Source organism: Petrocella atlantisensis (genome assembly GCF_900538275.1).
GTDB lineage: Bacteria > Bacillota > Clostridia > Lachnospirales > Vallitaleaceae > Petrocella > Petrocella atlantisensis.
Genome location: NZ_LR130778.1, coordinates 378,180 through 399,060, shown reverse-complemented (window position 1 = coordinate 399,060; position 20,881 = coordinate 378,180). Strand labels below are relative to the sequence as shown.

The 20,881-nt window shown below is 42.0% G+C and carries 16 protein-coding genes; all 16 read left to right on the top strand.

From position 1 onward, the window contains the following. The first annotated feature begins 29 nt into the window (after positions 1-29). Positions 30-1,700 carry a formate--tetrahydrofolate ligase gene (locus PATL70BA_RS01990; RefSeq protein ID WP_125135803.1) on the top strand — a complete coding sequence of 557 codons (1,671 nt, stop codon included), beginning with the start codon at positions 30-32 and terminating at the stop codon, positions 1,698-1,700. 8 nt (positions 1,701-1,708) lie between these two features. Beyond that, positions 1,709-2,554 (top strand): bifunctional methylenetetrahydrofolate dehydrogenase/methenyltetrahydrofolate cyclohydrolase FolD, encoded by an 846-nt coding sequence (folD, locus tag PATL70BA_RS01985; RefSeq protein WP_125135802.1) that lies wholly within the window; start codon positions 1,709-1,711, stop codon positions 2,552-2,554. A gap of 8 nt (positions 2,555-2,562) precedes the next feature. Further along, positions 2,563-3,912 (top strand): 30S ribosomal protein S12 methylthiotransferase RimO, encoded by a 1,350-nt coding sequence (gene rimO / locus PATL70BA_RS01980; RefSeq protein WP_125135801.1) that lies wholly within the window; start codon positions 2,563-2,565, stop codon positions 3,910-3,912. Continuing rightward, entirely contained in the window at positions 3,896-4,435 is a 540-nt protein-coding gene (gene pgsA / locus PATL70BA_RS01975) for a CDP-diacylglycerol--glycerol-3-phosphate 3-phosphatidyltransferase (protein WP_125138376.1), read from the top strand. Before rimO ends, pgsA begins: the two co-directional genes overlap by 17 nt. Positions 4,436-4,468: 33 nt before the next feature. Next, a complete protein-coding gene (locus PATL70BA_RS01970) occupies positions 4,469-5,704 on the top strand; it encodes a competence/damage-inducible protein A (protein WP_125135800.1) in 1,236 nt (411 codons plus the stop codon). Between the two features lie 133 nt (positions 5,705-5,837). Continuing rightward, the gene (gene recA / locus PATL70BA_RS01965) at positions 5,838-6,950 is read left to right on the top strand and encodes a recombinase RecA (RefSeq protein WP_125135799.1); all 1,113 of its coding nucleotides are present in this window, start codon (positions 5,838-5,840) and stop codon (positions 6,948-6,950) included. 132 nt (positions 6,951-7,082) lie between these two features. Then, a complete protein-coding gene (locus tag PATL70BA_RS01960; RefSeq protein ID WP_125135798.1) occupies positions 7,083-7,700 on the top strand; it encodes a regulatory protein RecX in 618 nt (205 codons plus the stop codon). A gap of 202 nt (positions 7,701-7,902) precedes the next feature. Then, positions 7,903-9,453, top strand: a complete 1,551-nt coding sequence (gene rny, locus PATL70BA_RS01955; RefSeq protein WP_125135797.1) for a ribonuclease Y — start codon at positions 7,903-7,905, stop codon at positions 9,451-9,453. Positions 9,454-9,735: 282 nt separating this feature from the next. After that, positions 9,736-11,037, top strand: coding sequence for an aminotransferase class I/II-fold pyridoxal phosphate-dependent enzyme (locus PATL70BA_RS01950; RefSeq protein WP_125135796.1), 1,302 nt, complete (start codon positions 9,736-9,738; stop codon positions 11,035-11,037). Positions 11,038-11,211: 174 nt separating this feature from the next. Further along, positions 11,212-12,642, top strand: a complete 1,431-nt coding sequence (gene purB / locus PATL70BA_RS01945; protein ID WP_125135795.1) for an adenylosuccinate lyase — start codon at positions 11,212-11,214, stop codon at positions 12,640-12,642. Between the two features lie 26 nt (positions 12,643-12,668). Further along, positions 12,669-13,463: a pyrroline-5-carboxylate reductase gene (gene proC, locus PATL70BA_RS01940; RefSeq protein WP_125135794.1), complete on the top strand. Its 795-nt coding sequence runs from the start codon at positions 12,669-12,671 to the stop codon at positions 13,461-13,463. Between the two features lie 9 nt (positions 13,464-13,472). Continuing rightward, positions 13,473-14,015 carry an NUDIX hydrolase gene (locus tag PATL70BA_RS01935; protein WP_125135793.1) on the top strand — a complete coding sequence of 181 codons (543 nt, stop codon included), beginning with the start codon at positions 13,473-13,475 and terminating at the stop codon, positions 14,013-14,015. Between the two features lie 279 nt (positions 14,016-14,294). After that, on the top strand, positions 14,295-15,182 hold the full coding sequence (xerD, locus tag PATL70BA_RS01930) for a site-specific tyrosine recombinase XerD (protein WP_125135792.1): 888 nt from the start codon (positions 14,295-14,297) through the stop codon (positions 15,180-15,182). 194 nt (positions 15,183-15,376) lie between these two features. Continuing rightward, positions 15,377-17,275, top strand: coding sequence for a phosphate/phosphite/phosphonate ABC transporter substrate-binding protein (gene phnD, locus PATL70BA_RS01925; protein ID WP_172596059.1), 1,899 nt, complete (start codon positions 15,377-15,379; stop codon positions 17,273-17,275). Between the two features lie 285 nt (positions 17,276-17,560). Then, positions 17,561-18,391 carry a CpsB/CapC family capsule biosynthesis tyrosine phosphatase gene (locus PATL70BA_RS01920; protein ID WP_125135790.1) on the top strand — a complete coding sequence of 277 codons (831 nt, stop codon included), beginning with the start codon at positions 17,561-17,563 and terminating at the stop codon, positions 18,389-18,391. 519 nt (positions 18,392-18,910) lie between these two features. Then, positions 18,911-20,812, top strand: coding sequence for a polysaccharide biosynthesis protein (locus PATL70BA_RS01915; RefSeq protein WP_125135789.1), 1,902 nt, complete (start codon positions 18,911-18,913; stop codon positions 20,810-20,812). Positions 20,813-20,881 lie beyond the last annotated feature (69 nt).

Sequence of the window (20,881 nt, the reverse complement as noted above, 5' to 3'; positions counted from 1 at the left end):
ACATAACATATAAATAATAGGAGGTAACCATGAAGTCAGACATACAAATAGCGAACGAGGCAAAGATACTACCCATTAAGAATGTAGCGGAAGCCATCGGCATTCATGAAGACCATTTGGATTATTACGGCAAGCACAAAGCCAAGTTATCAGCCAGCTTATGGCAAGAGATTAAGGACAAGGAAGACGGCAAGTTGGTCCTTGTAACCGCCATCAACCCGACACCTGCAGGTGAAGGCAAGACCACCACAACCGTTGGTCTAGGACAAGCACTGGGTCTACTTGGCGAAAAAGCCATCATTGCCCTACGTGAACCCTCACTTGGTCCCTGTATGGGTATCAAAGGTGGTGCAGCAGGTGGTGGTTATGCCCAGGTCATTCCTATGGAAGACATCAACCTTCACTTTACAGGGGATATCCATGCCGTCAGCATCGCCCACAACCTATTGTCAGCTATGCTTGATAACCATTTGCAACAAGGCAATGAGCTCAACATCGATACCAGACATATCGTATGGAAGCGCGTCGTGGATATGAATGACCGTGCCCTTAGAAACATCATTGTAGGTCTTGGCGGTAGCATGCAAGGTGTACCAAGAGAAGACGGGTTTATGATCTCCGTTGCTTCGGAAGTCATGGCCATACTATGCCTCTCTAACGACTTGAAGGACTTGAAGAAAAGACTGGGACAGATCATTGTAGCCTATACTAGAAAAGGTGATCCGATTACCGCTCATGATCTAAAAGCTGAAGGTGCTATGGCAGCCTTACTTAAAGAAGCCATCAACCCTAATCTGGTTCAGACCCTTGAAAACACCCCTGCCATCTTACATGGTGGACCTTTTGCCAATATTGCTCATGGCTGTAACTCAGTCAGAGCCACCAAGTACGGCCTAAAACTAGCCGATATTGTTGTGACAGAAGCCGGCTTTGGTGCTGACCTTGGGGCAGAGAAGTTCCTAGATATCAAATGTCAAAAAGCAGGGTTAAATCCAAATGCGATTGTATTGGTAGCGACCATAAGAGCCCTAAAATACAATGGTGGCAGAAATGTAAAAGAACTGGCAACAGAAGATCTAGATGCCCTTAAAAAAGGCTTTGTGAACTTAGAAAAACATATAGAGAACCTGTTCCACTATCATGTACCGGTGATTGTTACATTGAACCATTTTGTTACCGATACGGAAGCGGAAGTGGCCTATGTCAAAGAAACCTGTGAAGCTATGGGTTGTGCTTTTGCCATCTCAAATGTATGGGAAAAAGGCGGCGAAGGTGGCGTGGAACTGGCCAATGCGGTTCTTGATACTCTGAAAAACAGACCATCTGACTTTAAAACTTTATATGATGTGAACGATTCAATCAAAGTAAAAATCAACACCATCGCCACCAAGATTTATGGCGCAGACAGAGTATTATATTCTGCCAAAGCCATGAAGATGATGAAGAAAATAGAAGGTCTACAACTGGACAAGTTGCCGATTTGTATAGCAAAAACCCAGTATTCACTGTCCGATGACCCGACCAAATTAGGACGCCCTTCAGGCTTTAGCATTACTGTAAGAGACTTGAATGTATCGGCCGGCGCAGAGTTTATCGTAGCCTTAACCGGTGATGTTATGACCATGCCCGGACTACCTAAGGTACCATCAGCGCAGAGCATCGATATTGATGATGACGGCAACATTTCCGGATTGTTTTAGGAGGGATTATGTCAGCAGAGATAATTAATGGAAAACAGATTGCAGAAGATATTAAAAACGAATTAAAAGATAAAGTAGAGCATCTGGTCTCGGCCAAAGGACAGCCGACCTTGGCTGTTGTTTTGGTCGGGGAAGACCAAGCCTCTAAGGTCTATGTGAGAAACAAGAAGCTGGCTTGTGAGTATGTGGGCATTCGTTCATTATCATATGAACTGCCTGAAGCCACGACCCAAGAGGAAGTCTTAGCACTCGTTCATGAACTGAACGAACGAGATGATGTTCATGGCATATTGGTACAACTGCCATTACCTGCCCATATTGATGATGACTTGGTGATCATGACCATCGATCCCAGAAAAGATGTGGATGGTTTTCATCCCATCAATGTCGGGAACTTAAGCATCGGCCATGATGGGTTCGTATCCTGTACACCGGCCGGCATCATTGAGCTCATGAAGCGCAGTCAGATTGAGATGTCTGGGAAAAACTGTGTCATCATCGGTCGTAGCAACATTGTCGGCAAGCCCATTGCCATGCTCATGCTTAGAGAACATGCCACCGTCACGGTGACCCATTCAAGAACCAAAAACCTGTCCCAGGTTTGTAAACAGGCAGACATACTCATCGTTGCCATCGGCAGAGCCAAATTCGTTACCAAAGAATTTGTCAAAGAAGGTGCTGTGGTTATCGATGTAGGTATCAATAGAGATGAGAACGGTAAGCTATGCGGCGACGTGGACTTTGAAGACTGTGTGGAGGTGGCAGGTGCCATAACACCGGTTCCAAAAGGTGTCGGCCCCATGACCATCGCCATGCTCATGAGCAATTGCGTAAAAGCATATGAAAAAAAATAGGAGGCACTATGTCAAAAGGAAAAATCTTTTTTGTATCCCTAGGATGCGATAAAAACCTGGTGGATACAGAGGTGATGTTAGGTCACATTGTAGATGCCGGTTATGAACTGATCAACGAAGAAAGCGAAGCGGATGTCATCATCGTAAATACCTGTAGCTTCATTCATGATGCTAAGGAAGAAAGCGTTCGCACCATATTAGAGATGGCACAGTACAAAACAGAAGGTCATCTCAAAGGCCTAGTCGCCGTTGGTTGTCTGACACAGCGTTACCGTGAAGAGATTGTACAAGAGATTCCGGAACTGGACGGTGCCCTTGGTACGTCCAACTATGACGAGATTGTAGACGCCCTTGACCACATCATTTTAAGAGAAGAGCCTTATATCAGCTTCAAAGACATTAACTATGCTTGTGAACCTTATATTAAGCGTGTTGGCGATCAAACAGCCCACTATGCCTATTTAAAGATATCCGAAGGCTGTAACAACCACTGTACCTATTGCATCATCCCCAGCCTAAGAGGCAAGATCAGAAGCCGAAGCATCGAGAGTCTGGTAGAAGAAGCGCAGTATCTGGCATCCCAAGGCAAATCAGAGCTCATCATCGTCGCCCAAGACGTGACCAAGTACGGCGTAGACTTGTATCAGGAAAAAGCTTTACCAAGACTCCTAAGAGAACTGGTTAAAGTTGAGGGCATCACCTGGATTCGTCTGCTCTACTGTTACCCGGAAGACATTACCGATGAACTTATTGAGTTGATGGCAACAGAAGAGAAGATCTGTAACTATATTGACATACCTATTCAGCATGTTAGTGATCCTATTCTAAACAGAATGGCCAGACACAGCAATAGAGCCTCCATCATAGAGGTCATAAATAAGTTAAGAACAGCCATGCCGGACATCACCATACGGTCCACATTCATCGTAGGTTTCCCAGGGGAAACAGATGAAGACTATGAAGTCTTACAGTCCTTTTTGCAAGAACAGCGTCTTGATCGGGTAGGGGTTTTTACCTATTCCATAGAAGAAGGGACCAAAGCAGCCGAGATGCCGGGGCATGTGGCGCCGGAGCTTATGGCCGTAAGAAGAGACGAACTGATGGCCAGGCAGCAACAGATATCCATGGATAAAAACGAAGCCATGGTCGGTAAAATCATCTCATGTATGGTAGAAGGCTATATGCCGGAGGAAGAAGTCTATATGGGAAGAACGTATAAGGATGCACCCGGTGTCGACGGTGCCATATTTATAACATCACCATTTGAATTATTAGCAGGAGAATTTGTACAGGTTCAGGTAACAGATTTTAATGAATACGATTTAATCGGGGAGGTTTATGATGAATTTAGCCAATAGATTAACCATACTGCGCATCTTATTAATTCCTGTCTTCTTAATACTACTTTATGTATCCGAGGATCCCATCATACGCTACGTAGCTGTATTCGTCTTTGTGATTGCCTCATTAACAGATCTTCTTGACGGTCATATTGCAAGATCTAGGAATTTGATTACGGATTTTGGTAAGTTCATGGATCCTTTGGCAGATAAACTATTGGTAACAGCGGCTCTCATCTATATGGTGGAAGTCGGTCAAATAGCAGCCTGGATTATCATCATCATCATCAGCCGTGAATTCGTCATCAGTGGTCTTAGGCTGGTAGCGGCAGCCAAAGGTATCGTCCTTGCGGCCAGTTGGTGGGGTAAGCTTAAGACAGCAACAACCATGGTGATGATCATCGTGGTACTACTTGAACTCCCATTTGTTTTTATGGATTCTGTTGAGTGGGTACTGATAGCGGCATCCACCATATTTACCGTTATATCAGGAACAGACTATGTACTCAAGAATCTGGATGTATTTAAAGGCTCAATGTAAACAGGTTAGAGATCCTATAAGCGAGGTATAGATATGATTGGAGAAATCATCTGTGTCGGCAATGAAATTTTAATTGGAGACACCTTAAACACCAATACCAGGTACCTAAGCAAAAGTATGACCAATCTAGGCATAGAAGTGGCCTATCAAGTGGTGGTCGGCGATCACGAAGAAAGATTGCTAGAAGCCATAGAAACAGCGAGAAGAAGATCGGATGTGATTGTTTTTACAGGTGGTCTGGGTCCGACTTATGATGACATGACAAAAGAAACAGTAGCCAAAGCCTTAGATATGACCATGGTGTTAGATGAAGCGGCACTTGAAGACATGCGTCTTTTCTTCGAGCAGCGCAAAAGAACCATGGCAGAAACCAATAGAAAACAAGCATACAGACCCTCCGGCGGACGTATGCTAAGGAACGAGAACGGCACAGCACCGGGCATCTATATAAAAGATGGAGAAACCCATTACATCTTATTACCGGGACCACCAAAAGAACTGATGCCTATGTTTGAGAAGGAAGTTGCGCCTATACTAGAGACCTTAAGTGCGAACGTCATTACCTCCAGAATATTCCAACTCTCCGGTATTGGTGAGAGTGATCTTGCCGAGATGATTGGTCATATTATGGATATTTCCGACAATCCAAGAATAGCCCCCTATGCTAAGCTAGGATCTGTTAACATTAGGGTCACAGCCATTACAGGTACGAAAGAAGAAGGCAAGAAGCAGATTGAAGAAACAACGGCTCTCCTGATGCCTTTTTTAGAACCTTATTGTTACAGTTATGAGGACAAGAGTCTTGAAGAAGTCGTGGTACAAATGATTAAAGAGAAAAACCAGACGATTGCCATTGCCGAGTCTTGTACCGGTGGCTTGCTCAGCAGCCGGATTATTAATGTCCCCGGTGTATCTAAAGTATATAGAAACGGGTTCGTGACCTACTCCAATGGCTCGAAAGAAACATGGTTAAAAGTGCCACATGCCCTCATGGTAAAAGAAGGCGCAGTGAGTGAAGCCGTCGCCATCGCTATGGCAGAAGGTGTCGCAAAAGTATCGGATGCCTCCATTGGTGTCGGTATCACCGGCATAGCAGGCCCGGATGGCGGCACACCGGAAAAACCCGTAGGTATGGTATGTATAGGATTTACCATTAATGGCAAGAGCTCTGCAAACACCTTCTATTTTAACGGCAATCGGAAGAAGATTCGAGATTATAGTGTTCAGTACGCCCTAACAACCTTATACAGTTTGTTAAGAGAAATATAGCAAACGGTATTTGTAGGAAGTTTTATATTAAAAAGGTTGACGCAGGGGAACATATGTACTATAATAAACAAAAGAACACATGTTCGATACAATATGGAAGGGGGAACCTAGTGGGTTGACCTAGGTATTTCTTATGACAAACGAAAAGACAAAAGCCCTGGAAGCGGCTATTACACAGATTGAAAAGCAGTACGGTAAAGGCTCCATCATGAAGCTTGGTGAGAGCAATGAACATATGAATGTCAAGACCGTTCCTTCAGGCGCACTTAGTTTAGACATTGCCTTAGGTGCCGGTGGGGTTCCAAGAGGTCGTATCATTGAACTTTATGGCCCAGAATCCAGTGGTAAGACAACCCTCGCTCTACATATGTTAGCAGAGGTTCAAAAAGCTGGCGGCGTAGCCGGATTCGTTGACGCAGAGCATGCCCTTGACCCAAGTTATGCCAAGAAGATTGGTGTAGATATCGATAATTTATACATATCTCAACCGGACAATGGTGAACAAGCCCTTGAGATTGCTGAGACCATGGTCAGATCAGGCGCCATTGACATCATTGTTATTGACTCAGTTGCAGCCTTAGTACCAAGAGCCGAGATTGAAGGCGAGATGGGTGATTCTCATGTTGGACTTCAAGCAAGACTCATGTCTCAAGCCCTTAGAAAGATTGCAGGGATTGTTTCTAAGTCTAACTGTATCGTGATATTCATCAACCAGTTAAGAGAGAAGATTGGGGTTATGTTCGGTAGTCCGGAGACAACCACCGGTGGTCGTGCCCTTAAGTTCTATGCTTCGGTTCGATTAGATATCAGGCGTATAGAGACCTTGAAGCAAGGCGTTAACATGGTAGGTAACCGTGTTCGTGTCAAAGTTGCTAAGAATAAGATTGCACCACCTTTCAAACAAGCAGAATTTGACATCATGTTCGGCGAAGGTATATCAAGAGAAGGCGATTTACTGGACTTAGGTGTGGATCTGGATTTTGTACAAAAGAGTGGGGCTTGGTTTTCCTATGGTGACATCCGTCTAGGACAAGGCCGTGAGAATTCTAAGATCTATCTCAAAGAGAATCCGGAAGTCTGCAACAGAATAGATAAGCAGATTCGTAGCCATTATGGATTTGGATTAACTAAAGAAGAGATTGAAATCGCCCTAGAAAAAGAAAATGCAGAGAAAAAAGCTGCAGAGAAAAAGGTAGCCGATAAAAAAGAAACCGACAAAAAAGAAACAGACAAAAAAGACAAATAATACAAAAAAACCAAATAATACAAGTGGTATAAGCCACATAACAAAGGCGGCCTTGATAACTTCAGGTCGCCTTTTAAAAAGTATGGTTAAGGTGCCAAAACTATATAGAAGAAGAAGGGGTGAAGCTTAGGGATGCGCATCCAAGAGATTCGAAAACTGGAAAAAGGAAAAAACAAGATCCTATTAGAGAACGGTGACTATGTCATCTTATACTACAAAGAACTTAAAGCCTTCAAGATGGTTCAAGATGAAGAAATAGAAGAAGAGACATGGGCGCTAGCAAGAAAAGCCATGACCATTCGAGGCAAGAAAAGAGTCTATCATCTCTTGGGGAAAAAGGATTATGTCATCGAAGAGATTAGGAAAAAGCTGGTAAAAGAAGACTATCCCAGTCTCATCATCGAAGACATCTTGAATTATTTTATAGAACTTGGTTTTTTAAACGATGAAAACTATACAGAAAAATACTACAGGTATCAGAAGACGACGAAAAGTCGGCGTATGATTGAGATGAAGCTTGGAGAAAAAGGCATTCCTAGAGACATTATTAAGAGCTTTTTCGAATCTGTGGACCATCAAGATACCGAGTATGAAACCGCCGCAAAGCTCTTAGAGAAGAAATACAACAGCAGAGTCGTAACGAGAGAAGATTATAACAAGATGGCCCGTTTTCTTGCTTACAAAGGCTTTGATTACGAGGTCATAAAAACGGTTATTATGACATATCTTAGGACCAAAGAAGAAAATTAGTTAGAAATAATAAGTGGGTTAAGGTATCAAAACTTAGTTTTGACCCTATAACTATAATTGTTTTCTTTTGAAAAGCTATCATATAACTTGACATAATGCTTAAAAAAGTATAGAATTTACTTGTTGTAATTTTTTACAATTGTAAATATTGTAAGCTTACAATTTCGTACAATGAAAAGTGAATACAGAGGAGGTGTTATAGTTGGAATTACTAAACATACTCATACCTGTTGGAGTGGCCGTAGTCGTAGGTACACTTGCTTTTTATCTTGGTGTCATGTATAGAAAGAACGTTGCCGAAGCTCAATTTGGTTCTGCTGAACAAAAAGCCCGAAAAATCGTAGATGATGCGATTAAGGAAGGCGAAGCAATCAAAAGAGAAGCACGTTTAGATCTTAAAGATGAAGTGTTTAAGATTAAGAATGATCTTGATAAAGAAGTTAAGGAGCGCCGCAATGAGTTAACCCGATTGGAACGTCGCATTCAGCAAAAAGAAGAAGCGATCGACAAAAAGGCAGAGTCATTCGAGAAAAAAGAAGCTCAATTAGCCGCAAAAGACGAAAACCTCAACATACTAAGAGATGAAGTAGAACAACTAAAACAGCAACACCTATCAGAATTAGAGAAAATCTCTGGATTAACTACCGAACAAGCAAAAGAATACCTTTTAAAATCAGTTAAAGAAGAAGTACAACATGAAACAGCAATTATTGTTAAGGAATTAGAAGCAAAAGCAAAAGAAGACGCAACAAAGAACGCAAGAAAGATTCTTGCAACAGCGGTACAAAAATGTGCAGCTGACCATGTTGCAGAAACGACTGTATCAGTAGTTCATCTTCCTAATGATGAGATGAAAGGACGTATTATTGGTCGTGAAGGACGTAACATCCGTACACTAGAAACACTTACGGGTATCGACTTAATCATTGATGATACACCAGAGGCTGTCATATTGTCAGGCTTTGATCCAATCAGAAGAGAAATTGCACGTATAGCCCTTGAAAAACTCATAGTGGATGGACGTATCCATCCTGCAAGAATTGAGGAAATGGTAGAGAAAGCGAAACGTGAAGTGGAACAAATCATACTTGAAGAAGGCGAAAACGCTACATTTGAGACAGGGGTTCACGGAGTTCATCCGGAACTTGTTAGACTTCTTGGTAAAATGAAATTCCGTACAAGTTATGGACAAAATGTATTGAAGCATGCTATAGAAGTATCCCACTTATGTGGTTTACTAGCCGGTGAGATTGGACTTGATATCCGTCTCGCAAAACGTGCAGGTTTATTGCACGACATCGGTAAAGCTGTGGATCATGAAATGGAAGGCTCTCATATATCCATCGGAGCAGATTTGTGTAGAAAATACAAGGAATCGGAAGTTGTCATCAATGCTGTGGAATCACATCACGGTGATGTAGAACCAACGAACCTCATATCTGTTCTCGTACAAGCGGCAGACACAATATCCGCTGCAAGACCGGGAGCTAGGAGAGAGACATTACATACATACATCCAAAGACTACAAAAACTAGAAGAAATTGCTGATGAATTTAAAGGTGTAGAAAAATCGTTTGCTATACAGGCAGGTAGAGAGATTCGAATAATGGTAATACCGGACCAAACAACAGATTTAGAAACGGTGTTACTCGCTAGGGAAGTTGCTAAAAAGATCGAGGAAGAACTTGAATACCCAGGCCAGATTAAGGTCAACGTAATCAGGGAAACCAGATCCATTGAATACGCTAAATAATGTTAAGGCGTTATCTATTATAGATAACGCCTTTTTAAATACCAATTATACGCATAAACAAACAAGACATTTGAATCTATAAAAAGACTTTCCTGCAATAAACCAAAAAATAAACCAGATATATAGGAATAATAGCCTGATAAATGAAAAAACACTTTTCAAATCCTGCAAAACATGCTATTCTATATATAAGCTGTTTCTAACAAACGGCTTTAAGGTTAAATGGTCTTAACAATGTTTTGACGCTTTAACCTTATACCTATGTAATTTTTAGGAGGGCTTATGGCATACTACTCTCAATTTTCAAAAGAATCCTTAGATGCGCTACGTCTTGAGCTGGAACAGCAGTTGAAAAGATACGAGAGCGAAAACCACGATCTGAATATGGCCCGTGGCAAACCTTGTTCCGATCAGTTGGATCTCTCTAACGCCTTGTTAGATATTAAGATACCCCTTGAAAAGAACCCGAACGACGATTTCAGAAACTATGGTACCTTAGACGGTATACCACAGACAAAGCAACTTTTTGCAGAATTATTGGAAGTAGATCCCTCAGAGATCATCATTGGTGGCAATTCTAGCTTGAATATGATGTACAGCACCCTGGCAAAAGTCATGCTCTTTGGTACATCCGAAGAAGAAACACCATGGTGTCACATAAAAGACCTCAAATTCCTATGCCCTGTACCGGGCTATGACAGACATTTTGCCATATGCCAAAAATTCGGTATGGAGATGATCAACATAGATATGACAGACGAAGGACCGGATATGGATCAGGTAGAAGCCCTAGTAGCAAACGACCCTACCATCAAAGGCATCTGGTGTGTACCTAAGTTCTCTAATCCAACAGGCATTACCTATTCGGACCGTGTTGTGGAGCGTTTGGCGAAGATGAAGACAGCTGCGACGGATTTTAGAATCATCTGGGACAACGCTTATGTGGTTCATGAACTATATAACGATACAGAGCCCCTTATGAATATCATGGAAGCTTGTAAAGCAGCAGGTACACAGGACCGTCCTTATCTTTTCACCTCCATGTCCAAAGTGACCTTTGCCGGTGCCTCTGTTGCAGCCATGGCAGCCAGTAAGAACAACATCGACTTTATACTGGGCATCATGGGTGTTCAGACCATAGGATCCGATAAGATTAACCAATACAGGCATTCAGCTTTTTTAAAAGACCTTCAAGGCGTCAAGAACCATATGAAAAAACACGCTCAGATTATTAAGCCTAAGTTTGATCTGGTCCTTAAGATTCTAGATGAGAAGCTAACAGACCGTCAGATTGCAACCTGGAGTGTACCAAGAGGTGGTTATTTCATCAATCTAGACGTAATGGACGGATGCGCCAAGGAAGTGGTAGAGATGGCAGAATCCGTTGGCCTCAAGCTGACACCGGCCGGAGCGACCTATCCTTATGGTAAGGATCCGTTTGACCGTAACATTCGTATTGCACCTACTTTTCCGCCTATGGATGAACTTGAAAAAGCCATTGAGATCTTATGTGTTTGCATCGAGTTGGTATCCATTCATAAATACATCGAGCGACTTGATCACCAAGAAGAAATGGCTCAATAATATTTAAGCGATATAGGCGTGATAGACTAAGAAGGATAGACTAAGAAGGATTTTTCTTAGTCTATTTCCACATTACCTTAACCACAAAAACCCGATTATGTGCTATACTATTCTAAGATAATCATTAAGAATAAGTAAGACCTTAACCCATCATCAAGCTGAAAGGATACCAATATGAACACTACATATGAAACCCCACTAGGATCTAGATACGCCAGCCCGGAGATGCTCTACCTTTTCTCGCCGGACAAGAAGTTCAAGACCTGGCGTAAGCTATGGATTGCTTTGGCAGAAGCTGAGAAGGAACTGGGACTGGACATAACCGATGAACAGATAGAAGAACTCAAGGCTTTTGCAGAGGATATTAATTATGATGTTGCTATAGCGAGGGAAAAAGAAGTCCGTCATGATGTCATGGCCCATGTATATGCTTACGGTGAACAAGCCAAAAAAGCCAAGCCAATCATTCACTTGGGTGCTACCAGCTGTTATGTTGGTGATAACACAGACATCATCATCATGAATGAAGCCCTCTCCTTACTAAGAGACAAGCTGATTAATGTCATTGACAAATTAGGGACCTTTGCCATGACTTACAAAGATATGCCGACTTTGGGTTTTACCCATTTTCAACCGGCTCAACTCACCACCGTTGGTAAGCGCGCCTGTCTATGGTTAGAAGACCTTTTGCTTGACCTTGAAGATATGAACCATCAGCTCTCCAAAAGACTCCTAAGAGGCGCTAAAGGCACCACAGGCACCCAAGCAACTTACCTCAGTCTTTTTGAGAACGATCATGAGAAAGTCAAAAAATTAGATGAAATCATCGCTAAGAAAGTAGGTTACACTTCCTCCTATCCGGTTACAGGACAGACATACCCTAGGAAGTTAGATTCGCAGTTCCTGAATGTCTTAAGCGGAATCGCACAGTCCGCCTATAAGTTCAGCAACGACATGCGCCTGTTGCAGAATCTAAAAGAAATGGAAGAGCCTTTTGAGAAAAGTCAGATTGGATCTTCCGCTATGGCCTATAAGCGTAACCCTATGCGTACAGAGCGCATCTCTTCTTTAGCAAGACATGTAATATGTAACGCCCTTAATCCGGCCATCACCGCTTCAACCCAGTGGTTTGAGCGTACTTTAGATGACAGTGCCAACAAGCGTTTGGCCATACCGGAAGCCTTTCTTGCCGTTGACGCTATACTTGAGATCTTCATGAACGTGGTTGACGGCCTTGTGGTATATCCTAAGGTTATACGTAACCGTGTCATGAGCGAACTGCCTTTTATGGCCACAGAGATCATCATGATGGAAGGGGTCAAAAGAGGGGGCGACAGGCAAGAACTCCATGAGCTCATTCGGACCCATTCTATGGAAGCCGGTAAGCAAGTGAAGATGGAAGGTAAGCCCAATGATCTCATAGAACGGATATTGGCAGATTCTCAGTTCAAGATGACAGAAGAAGAGATCTACGCCATCTTAGAACCGGAGAACTTTGTCGGTCGCGCACCTGAGCAAGTGGTTGACTTCATAACCGGCTATGTAGAGCCTATACTTGAAGCGAACAAAGCCATATTAGGAAAAAAAGCGGAACTCTCCGTTTAAGCCCATAGAACAAGGAGGCAGGTACTATGAAGATTGGATTCATCGGCATTGGAAATATGGGATCGGCCATGTTAAAAGGCGCATCCACCAAACTGGACAAGACCAACCTGACCTATACAGACATCAACAAGGCCATGATGGAACAGATCAAAGAAGAAACAGGCATAACCTACGAAGCAACTAATATTAGCCTGACGAAGTCTGTTGATATTATTGTACTGGCGGTTAAGCCTCAGTACTTAAAAGATGTCATGGAAGACATACGCAGTCATGTCAAGCCAAGTCAGATCATCTTATCCATCGCACCGGGCATCACCATTGAACATATCAAACACGCCCTAGGCGAAAAAACCAGAGTGGTACGCTGTATGCCAAACACACCGGCCCTTGTTCTGGAAGGCATGAGTGGGTATTGTTTTTCCCATGATGCTTATACACAAGAGGAAATGGATTTTATACGGGATTTCTTCACTTCTTTTGGCCGAGGTATTGAGCTTACGGAGCATCAACTGGATATGGTTGTACCCATATCGGGTAGTTCACCGGCCTACGGTTTTATGATGATTGAAGCCATGGCAGATGCCGGTGTCCTCATCGGATTGCCAAGACAGATCAGTTATGAGTTAGCCGCTCAATCTATGCTAGGAGCTGCTAAGATGGTACTTGAGACCAAGACCCATCCGGCCGCACTCAAAGACGCAGTATGTTCACCGGGGGGCACCACCATTGAAGCGGTGAGAGTCCTTGAGAAAAACGGCTTCAAGAGCAGCATCATAGAAGCCATGGTGGCTTGTTATGACAAGACCAAAAGTTTCAAATAAGGAGGACCTATGGAAAACAAGTTCAGACGCATTAAGCGTACCGAGATTCACAAGGGTAAGCGTGTCCATCTTTTTCATGACCGCCTGGTAACACCTACAGGTAAGGAAGTGGAGTGGGAGTTGATCATGCATCCCGGTGCTTCAGCGGTAATACCCATCGATGATGAAGGCAAGATTGTGATGGTAAGGCAGTACAGAAACGCCAGTGACGACTATGTCTTAGAGATTCCAGCCGGGGTATTTGATGCACCCGATGAAGATCCTCTGGTATGTGCCAAAAGAGAACTGGAAGAAGAGATCGGTTACACCTCAGAGGATGTTACCTTTTTGTACAAGTTCTACTCCAGCATCGGCATCTGTGATGAGATCATCCACATCTTTGTGGCCAAGAACCTGATCGTAAGCAAACAGAACCTAGATGATGATGAATTCGTCACCATCGAACGCTATACATTAGATGAACTGGTCGACATGGTCCTTGATGGCCGTTTGACCGACAACAAAACAATATCAGCCATAATGACTTACAAAGTCAGTTTGGAAAGAGCATAAGGGCCTTATTAGAGAAGATGAGAATGAGGCGGCCCAAGAAGAAGAGACCTATGGTTTCTTCTTCTTGTTGAATAACAAAACTATATAGTTGAACGACCATGTTAAGAATATAGTTACGAAAGCACCAACGTAATCTATATTAAAGAGATGGTCAGGTGAAACTTAGTTTTGTGATTTTTACCAAAATAAAACGTGAAATGAAAAAGATTTTGGTAATAGTCGACTTTTTTCTCTGACTTTGGTATAATTAGACCATCTTATAGTTTGAAGGGCGTAGTCATGAATCTGAGTGTGAAGGAATTCCTCGAGTACCTGGAACAAGTAAAAGGTGCATCGGACAATACAATTCAATCCTACCATAGGGATGTCAATCATTTTATTACGTTTGTACAAGGACATTTCGACACCAAAGAGTTAAGCGGTATAACAGGCACCCAACTGAATGCTTATATCAAAGACATGGAAGATAGAGGAAGAGCATCCTCAACCATCTCTAGAAATATGGCATCTCTTAGGTCCTTTTTTCAGTACCTTATGCGTCGAAACCTCATCCGCAAAGACCCCACTGAGATGTTAATTACACCAAAAGTGGAGAAAAAAGCGCCGGAGGTCTTGACATTTGGTGAGATTGAATTACTGCTGGGCCAACCTTATGAGAGCGACGACAAAGGCATTCGCGACAAAGCCATGCTTGAATTGCTCTATGCAACAGGGATTAGAGTTACTGAACTAATCGGACTTCGTGAAGACGACATCAACATTACGATGGGCTACATCAAGTGCTCATCCTCTAAAGGTGAACGTATTATACCTATTGGGCAAGCCGCACAACTGGCTTTGTTCAAGTATATGAACGGACCACGCAACCAAATGATCAAAGAAACCGACGAAAAGACACTGTTTGTAAGTTGTCTTGGTGAGTCTATGAGCCGCCAAGGGTTTTGGAAGATTGTCAAGATTTATTCAAAAAAAGCCGGGATCAAAAAGAAAATAACACCTCATATTTTAAGACATTCATTTGCAAGCCATTTAGTTGAGAACGGAGCAGATTTAAGATCCGTTCAGGAGATGCTTGGCCATGCTAATATATCGACGACTCAGGTCTATTCGAAGTTGAATGATTTCAAATTAAGGGATGTTTATATAAAAGCACATCCAAGGGCTTAACTCATTAATTAACCAATTACATAAGGGCTACAACCATAGGTAATCCTAGACTTTTTATCATACGAATGATACAATTGTACAGGTGCGCCTAAAGGAAGATAAGTAAAATCTACCAAGGCATTAACGCGCTAAGTAAAAATTTAACTTGTAGTAAGAAAATGATAAAATGGGATGGTGACATAATGAATCAGAAAATGAAGTTTTATTTGGTATCAGCAATTGGGTTACTAGCGGTTCAAAGCATAACACTCTTTCTAAGCATGGGAACTTGGATTGATTTAGCATTAAAAGTTGTACTAAGTATTCTTGTAGTTGTGGGGACGGATAGGATATTTAATGGGACACGAACGCAACAAGCAGCGAGCGTAGTACAAAAAGGTGATCCGTCAAAATCGATATCTGAGGGTCTAAAAGCAGGTTTGGATGAGAAGCTCTTTAACATTGCAGAAGGCTTAGGCTTTGACTCACAACAACTTTTGTGGTTGTCTCAAGACAACATCAATACCTTCAACAAGTTGGCCAAGATATCTTATGAGATTGAAGGGTTTAGTGAACAAAACGCGGCAAGTTCAGAAGAAATCAACGCAAGTATTAACGAACTGGTAGGTACATCGACCAACTTAAACACCAGTGCCTTAGAGATTGAAAGACATTCTCAGACCTCAATCGAGATGCTTGAGAAGAATAAGAAGACCATACAGAGCATCGGTGATTTCATGCTCAGTTTGAATGAAGTAACCACGGTAGCTACGGATAACAATGTAGAACTACAGAGCTCTTCCAATAAGATTTATGAGATCGTGGATTATATTCGTAAGATCTCTAGCCAAACCAATCTACTTGCACTCAATGCTGCCATTGAAGCTGCAAGAGCCGGTGAAGCCGGACGAGGCTTTGCCGTCGTTGCCACAGAGATTCGTAAGCTGGCAGAACAGACCGATGAAGCCATCTCAGTTATTGAAGGCGTGGTCAAAGGTATCTTAGCTAAGATTACCACATCCAACAACGCCATGAGTCAGATTGGCGATCGTATGAACGATGTGGACAATGTCATCAAGGAATCGTCACAAGTCATTAATGAGATTGAAGGCATCTTAAACGAAGTCAAAACCAACATCACTGAACTCACCAAGGTATCCCTTGTTCAGAAGAACACCACTATGGAGATTGAAAAAGCCATTGAGGATGTAACAAGTGCGGTTGAAGAGACCCATAACATCACCTATAAGTCCATAGAGATGGTTGAGACCCAGAACAAGAAGAACGGCGAAGTCCTTGACTTTTGTAACAAGATCAGTGAGATGGCGGAAGACCTGCAAAAAGAAGCGGTTAATTTCAAGAAAGACAACGAGATTATATTTGGTGTTAATCCCTTCATTGCACCGGAAGCCATCAAGAAGATGTACATACCGATTCTTGAACGCGTATGTAACAGCGTTGGCCTTAAGGCCAGAACCATCATTGTAAAGAACTATGACGCTCTAAGCGATAGTATTAATAACGGTATCATCGACATCGGTTGGTTCTCACCATTTGCCTATGTCAACGCAAAAGAAGTAGCCGGCGTTAAGCCGGTGGTCACACCAAAAGTAGGCGGCAAAAGCTCCTACAACGGTTACATCATCGCCCGTAAGGACGGTAGTGTTAAGAATCTAAATGATCTTAAGAACAAAGCCTTTGGTTATGTGGATGAGAAAAGTGCTTCCGGTTATCTGTATGCTAGAGATAGTATCAAGAGCAACAACATGAATCCGGATACCCTATTTAGTAAAGTACTATTTCTTGGTAACCATGATAACGTCATCAACGCCGTTATGCAAGGCGAAGTCGACGCAGGTGCTACCTTCAATGAAGCTTTTGAAGCAGCAACCATCAATGGTATTAAGACCAATGAGTTGACCATCATATCTAAGACGGATGACATACCAAAAGACGTTCTTGCAGCAAGAAGAGATATGTCCGAGGAAGTCATAAGTAAGCTCAAAAAAGCTTTTGTAGAATTTGACAACTACGCAGGTATCGAGACCAAAGTACAAGGTTTCATCGAGAGTCATGACGAGCAATACGATGTCATAAGAAAACTAAACAAATAAATACAAATGCATATGAATTAAAAACCAACACGCCCTTTAGTTTAAGGGCGTGTTTTTATATTCTCTAGGAAAGCCTATGCCATGTAGTGTTTGACGAGTATCTTGTCCTAAAGGGTTTGAGAAAACAAAGGGATAGCATTGACATGCAAAATTAGAAATTATATAATTATAAAGAACTATAAAATATTGGTAATATAGTTATTATACCCTATTAAATGTCAATATATAGTTCTATATACCCACAGACAAAAGTACGACATAATTCATTAGCCGAGGAGGATTACAATGTTTGACATACATTATCATCTCATCCCGAATATCGATGATGGACCGGATACCCTGGAATATGCTCAGGCGATGGTGAAGATTAGTTATGACCAAGGGGTAAGAACCATCGTTGCAACCCCACACATGAACCATCCGGCAGAGTTTCGAGGCAATGTTGAGTTAGAGCGAGACATAGAAAAAGAATTTGAGACCTTGCGTACCCATATCCAAGAAGCCTATCCGGAAATGGAGCTCTACCTGGGCGCTGAGATCTATTTGTCCAAGCAAGACCTGAATCAACTGGACCAAGTCAACATCAGAACCATGAACAACACGAGGTATATCTTAGTTGAGTTTTCCAGAGACTTTACCTCCTTGGAATTGAAACAGGCTTTAAATGAATTAATCCTCCTGGGCTATCGACCGATACTTGCCCATGCAGAAGTCTATAAATGCTTCACCAACCATATGGAAGATCTGTTGAAGCTCCGTGAGCAAGGCATCTTGATTCAGTGTAGTGCCGACAATATTGTAGGCCGCCATCAGAAACCGGATAAGCTTAGAGCAGTAGAGATGCTAAAACATGGCTTAGTGGACATCGTCGCCAGTAACGGACATAACCTAAGTTCTAATAGACCGGACCTTGCCAAGGCCTATACGTATGTAGCCAAGAAATATGGTACCGAAGAGGCAGGGCGCTTATTCATAGAGAACCCGGATACCATGTTAAAAGACGGTCTCATAGAACAACCAAGTAGAGTCATCCATACATCCAAACCCATTCATAAATCGTGGTTTTGGATTGCTTCTTTAATCGTACTGGCATTATTAACCAGGTGTTTTACATAAGAGGACAGTATGAACCATAACCTGTCCTAAAGGTTAGATAAAATCAACGGAACTGTCTTGACATACATGCCTATTAAATATATACTTATGAAAGACTATGCACTATTACTTTTAATAGTGCATAACTACCATTTAAACCTTAACGTTTGTAGTACATATGTACCAGTAGAATGCTGATACATATCATTTCTGACATCCACAGTGCAAAATAATATGTTAGTGATTTATACTTTTATAGATTAATTAACATGAGGGACAACCAACGAGTGACAATCAACTCAAGGTTAGGTATAGGGAGAGTATAGCGTAGCATATTTATACGTATTTCATAAAACCTTACCCACACCCTAAAATTAAATAGAAAACTAAGCCAAGTATAAAGGTATACGTTTTTTTGCTATATCGTTATTAAATAAAGGCGTTAATGCAACTCTAAAATTCATTGAATTAATGTAGCATTACATTAGCACACAGTATTGTATTTTGTTTATTTAAAGGATAATGAGGAAGGTGTAATTCATGGTAACAAAGATTAAAAAACAAATGTTTTTATTAGTAACAGACATCATAGCTGTAAATGGGGCATTTTTACTGGCTTTGTTTTTACATACCGAAGGCAACATACCAAATACAACGATGCTCTCATACTTAGCTGCGGCCCTTATCCTCACCACAGGAAAACTTTTTATCTATAGATATTTTGGTTTATACAACAGTCTATGGGCCTATGCATCGGTTGAGGAGTTATTAAAAGTCGTCATGGCAGGCATTACTGCAAATACCCTTGGCACCATCTACCTTATTTCTATGGGGGTCAAGTTGTATTTTGGTGTCTACCTCATCGGTGCGATCTTTGAAATCACCATTGTTGGTTTTATACGCTTCAGTTATCGATATTTTAGACGCATCAAGAACAAGTATCCGGTTACTAGGCAAGAGTATATTAAGAAAATATTGATTATAGGAAGTGGCGCAACCGGATCCTTAATTGCCAGTGAGATTAAGAACCATTCAATAGCATATGGTCAAGTCATCGGCTTCATTGATGATGAAGAACACAAGCTCTATAAAACAATAGGTGGCGTCAAAGTGCTTGGGAATTATTATGACATCTATAGCGTAGCCCATCGCTTTAAGATTGATGAGATTATTATTGCCCTACCGGCTACAACCACAGCTACCATGAAGCAAATCATTGCGGAATGTAACCGAACAGAAGCCAGAGTTAAGATTGTGCCGGATATCCGCGAGATTATTGATGGTCAAGTATCCCTTAGCAAGATTAGAGATGTAGAGATTGAAGACTTACTTGGACGAGACATTGTCAATCTGAATGTGACAGAGGTAGCCAATTATATTGAAGACAAAGTCATCATGGTCACAGGTGGTGGTGGCTCCATCGGCTCAGAACTATGCAGGCAGATTGCCAGATTCCTTCCTTCCAAGCTTATTATCCTAGATATCTACGAGAACAATGCCTACGACATTCAGAATGAACTCCATAGAGAATATGGCGATAACCTGAACCTAGATGTTATCATTGCATCGGTCAGAGACCGAGATAACATCTTCGCCATTGTGGAAGAACAAGCACCGGATGTCATCTTCCACGCAGCCGCTCACAAACATGTGCCACTTATGGAACGGGCTCCAAAAGAAGCCATCAAGAACAATGTTTTTGGTACGAAAAATATGGCGGAAGCCGCTCATGAATTCGGCGTAGAACGGTTTGTTATGGTCTCAACAGACAAAGCGGTTAACCCTACCAACATCATGGGCGCCAGTAAGCGAATTTGTGAGATGATTGTACAAGGCCTTGCCAAGCAAAGCAAGACCAAGTTCACAGCAGTACGATTTGGCAATGTACTTGGAAGCAACGGCTCTGTCATACCACTTTTTAAGAAACAGATTGAAGCAGGTGGACCTGTTACCGTCACGCACAAAGAAATCATACGCTATTTTATGACCATTTCGGAAGCGGCTCAGCTGGTCATTCAATCCGGAGCCATCGCAAGTGGTGGTGAGATTTTCGTCCTTGATATGGGTGAGCCGGTTAAGATCTATGATCTGGCCGTAGACCTCATAAGACTCTCCGGTCTTAAGCTAGGCGAAGACATTAAGATCAAAATCACAGGTCTAAGACCTGGGGAGAAACTCTACGAAGAACTTCTTATGGATGAAGAAGGGCTAAGAAATACCAAGTATGAGAAGATTCATATCGGAAGGCCTAATGCTATTAATTATCCTGCGTTGAAAAGTGCTCTAAATGAACTTCTATTCGTTCTCAAGTCACCAGAAAACGATACCCTCATAGAGATGGTCCAAGAGATCGTACCAACATATAGGAACAATATGGAAGTGAACAATGAAAATAAACATAAAAAAGAATCAGTAGAACGTTATGCGTTGGCCAAAGCATAAAAACCTAGTTTTAATGCACATATATAGACACTTTCGTCATATGTGATTAAAAAATAAAAAAAAAGAGTA